Raw genomic sequence first — 3,044 nt, 5'->3', positions numbered from 1 at the left:
TGGATTGATTTCTACAATCAACGTCGTATCAAAATAAAACTGAACGGCAAGTCTCCAGTACAATACCGGAAACTCGCCGTTCAGAAAGCAGCTTAATATATTTGTCCAACTTTAAGGGTTCACTTCACGTGCAAAAATGCGCGAGCTCTATTTTTATATACGCTTACTTAGTTGATTGCCGTTTCTTCAAACCATAAGGTAGAACAACCGTCTTATCGCCAATTTCTTCATTGTTCATCAATTTAGTTAACAAGCGCATGGATACAGCACCGATATCATAAAGGGGTTGCGTAATCGAGCTCATCGTTGGGCGAGAGATTTCTGTAAAGCGCGTATCGTTGCTAGTGATGATTTCGAAATCTTCAGGCACCTTAACGCCCGCGTCGGTCAGACCGTTTAATACCCCAGCAGCTAATTCATCGTCACCAACGAATGCAGCAGTTGCCTTAACATCTTGCAATGCCTTAGCTAATGCATAACCGGCCTTGTATGAATAATCAGTCTGGAAAATCAAGCCTTCATCATAGCCAATTCGTTTGCTACTCAAAGCTTGCTTATAGCCCTTCAAACGATAATCCTTGTTGATACTTTCATCCATTGATCCCGTTACAAACGCAATGCGGCGATTACCACGGCCAACGAGTTTTGCAACAGCGTCAGTTACTGCAGCGACATAGTCGATGTTAACGGATGGTGACTGGTGTTCAGGATCAACTGATCCAGCAAATACGATTGGTGCATTGGCCCGGTTAAAGGCATCACGCAAATCTTTGCTTACTTGGTTACCCATGAAAATAATCCCGTCCACCTGCTTAGCGGTCAGGTTATCCACCACTTGTAATTCTTTATCATGGTTTTCATCGGATGAAGCCAAAATGATGTTGTACTTGTACATCAAAGCAACGTCATCAATTCCTCGTGCTAATTCAGAAAAGTACGAGTTTGTTAAATCTGGGATGATAACCCCAATCGTTGTTGTTTTTTTAGAAGCCAAACCACGTGCAACCGCATTTGGACGATAATCAAGCTGATCAATCACATCCAAAACTTTCTGCCGTGTAGCTGGTTTAACATTGGGATTGCCATTAACAACCCGTGAAACCGTAGCCATTGAAACTGCCGCTTCACGGGCAACATCATAAATCGTGACTGTTTGTTTATCCATTGTTATACCCTTTCATTACTAATTTAATTTGTTTTCATCGGTTTTCATAACCTGTTAAATATAACAGAGCATTAAAATGAAAGCAATCATGAAACCGCTTACTTTTAATATAAATCAAACCTTTGTGGTCTGCAAGTCAGAAGCCACTGGTGTGATATACTGGTTTTACATTTGATTTTACAAATTAATATGAAAAATGAGGCGAAGTTATGGCAGATTATTCACAACTCAAACAAGTCCAGCAATGGATTGGTAAACAAGGAATGGATCTTGGCTACTTTAGCAACTTTCAAACAATTCAGTATTTAACAGGATTTGGATCAGACCCTATCGAACGGGTACTGGCCCTGTTCGTTTTTCCAGATGCTGATCCTTTCTTATTCTGTCCTGCTTTGGAAGTTGAGGCCGTCAAGGACACTGGCTGGCCATATGGTGTGTACGGTTACTTAGACCACGAAAATGCCTATGCCATGATTGCCGACCAAATTAAGGCCCGCACTTCTTCACCTGCTAAATGGGCCATTGAAATGGGTAACTTAACCATTGAGCGATTCAATAAAATGCACGAACAGTTCCCTGACGCAATGTTTGATTTGGACGCTACAGATTACATTGCTAACTTGCGCGTCATCAAAACACCACATGAGATTGAGTTACTTAACGCTGCTGGTGCTGAAGCTGACTACGCCTTTGAAATTGGCTTTAAGGCTGTTGCCGCCGGCGTCCCTGAACAACGTGTCGCTGCTGAATTACAATACGCATTAATGAAGCGCGGCGTGATGAACATGAGTTTTGATACCCTAATTCAAGCTGGTGCACACGCCGCTGAGCCACACGGTGCAACTGGTGCCAATAAAATTGAAAATAATGAACTCATTCTGTTTGATTTAGGAACTGTTCATGAAGGCTATATCTCAGATGCCTCACGCACTGTCGCGCTTGGCAAACTGTCAGACAAACAAGCAGATATCTACAAAGTTTGTTTAGAAGCCCAGTTGGCTGCCATGGACGCCGCCAAACCAGGTATTACCGCCGCCCAGTTAGACAAGGTTGCGCGTGATATTATCAGTAAAGCAGGCTACGGAGAATACTTTATTCACCGTCTCGGTCACGGTATGGGTCAATCTGAGCATGAATTTCCAAGCATCATGGAAGGCAATGATCTGGTACTGAAGGAAGGCATGTGTTTCTCAATTGAACCCGGAATTTACATTCCTGATGTAGCTGGTGTTCGGATTGAAGATTGTGTCCACATTACCGCCGATGGTTGTGAACCATTCACTCACACTAGCAAAGACTTAACTTACGTCGGTTAATCTAGTAAACGCATCACACTTGTCGTTAAAATTTAGGTTTCTAAAAGCCACTGATAATTCCGAAACATTATCCGGAATTATCAGTGGCTTTTTCTCTCAACGTATTAGACCCACCGTGCTCCATTAATAAAGTCTTGGACCAGGATGCCAGGATTTGCGCCGCCATTTAAATAGATTAACAAGGTTAACGATAATAAGGACAAGCATCACTGTCACACCAAACAGCAACAACAAACTGCCCATTAAACTGAGATTACCCGCCAGAGCACGATTAACTGCCATTACAATGAGCCAGGCCAATATAACGATGCTACTAACATAATGTGTTGGATAAAACGATGGTTTCATATTAGCACCTCCGTTAGCTTTTTTCTTATTATACAATTACTCATATCGCTAATACAAAACAATCAACTCAACAAAAATGCTTCAATTCTGAAGTGAACCCTTAAAGTTGGACAAATATATTAAGCTGCTTTCTGAACGGCGAGTTTCCGGTATTGTACTGGAGACTTGCCGTTCAGTTTTATTTTGATACGACGTTGATTGTAGAAATCAATCCA

General features: G+C 41.9%; 5 protein-coding genes. 2 read left to right on the top strand and 3 right to left on the bottom strand.

What is annotated here, in order from left to right; translation table 11 throughout:
- Window positions 1-3 precede the first annotated feature (3 nt).
- Complete coding sequence (locus LDK34_RS12465; RefSeq protein ID WP_347880582.1) at window positions 4-96, top strand: IS3 family transposase; 93 nt, start codon at window positions 4-6, stop codon at window positions 94-96.
- Between the two features lie 67 nt (window positions 97-163).
- On the opposite strand, the gene ccpA is transcribed toward LDK34_RS12465, so the two are convergent.
- Window positions 164-1,165: a catabolite control protein A gene (gene ccpA, locus LDK34_RS12460; protein ID WP_178942710.1), complete on the bottom strand. Its 1,002-nt coding sequence runs from the start codon at window positions 1,163-1,165 to the stop codon at window positions 164-166.
- A gap of 209 nt (window positions 1,166-1,374) precedes the next feature.
- Here ccpA and LDK34_RS12455 point away from each other — a divergent pair, with 209 nt between their 5' ends.
- Window positions 1,375-2,481, top strand: coding sequence for a M24 family metallopeptidase (locus LDK34_RS12455; protein ID WP_161000885.1), 1,107 nt, complete (start codon window positions 1,375-1,377; stop codon window positions 2,479-2,481).
- A gap of 123 nt (window positions 2,482-2,604) precedes the next feature.
- Here the strand turns inward: LDK34_RS12455 and LDK34_RS12450 are convergent, their stop codons facing one another.
- Both LDK34_RS12450 and LDK34_RS12445 read right to left on the bottom strand, forming a co-directional pair.
- Complete coding sequence (locus LDK34_RS12450; RefSeq protein ID WP_178942711.1) at window positions 2,605-2,829, bottom strand: hypothetical protein; 225 nt, start codon at window positions 2,827-2,829, stop codon at window positions 2,605-2,607.
- A gap of 119 nt (window positions 2,830-2,948) precedes the next feature.
- A complete protein-coding gene (locus tag LDK34_RS12445) occupies window positions 2,949-3,041 on the bottom strand; it encodes an IS3 family transposase (RefSeq protein ID WP_347880582.1) in 93 nt (30 codons plus the stop codon).
- Window positions 3,042-3,044 lie beyond the last annotated feature (3 nt).

The sequence above is a fragment of the Furfurilactobacillus milii genome, from assembly GCF_021654115.1.
In the GTDB taxonomy this organism is placed as follows: domain Bacteria; phylum Bacillota; class Bacilli; order Lactobacillales; family Lactobacillaceae; genus Furfurilactobacillus; species Furfurilactobacillus milii.
Note: the sequence above shows the minus strand (reverse complement) of the source record. Positions and strands in the feature narration are given on the sequence as shown.

What these genes read in the sequence shown, in the direction of transcription:
- LDK34_RS12450 (WP_178942711.1), bottom strand. Translation starts at nt 2,829, where the DNA reads ATGAAACCATCGTTTTATCCAACACATTATGTTAGTAGCATCGTTATA.
- LDK34_RS12455 (WP_161000885.1), top strand. Translation starts at nt 1,375, where the DNA reads ATGGCAGATTATTCACAACTCAAACAAGTCCAGCAATGGATTGGTAAA.
- ccpA (WP_178942710.1), bottom strand. Translation starts at nt 1,165, where the DNA reads ATGGATAAACAAACAGTCACGATTTATGATGTTGCCCGTGAAGCGGCA.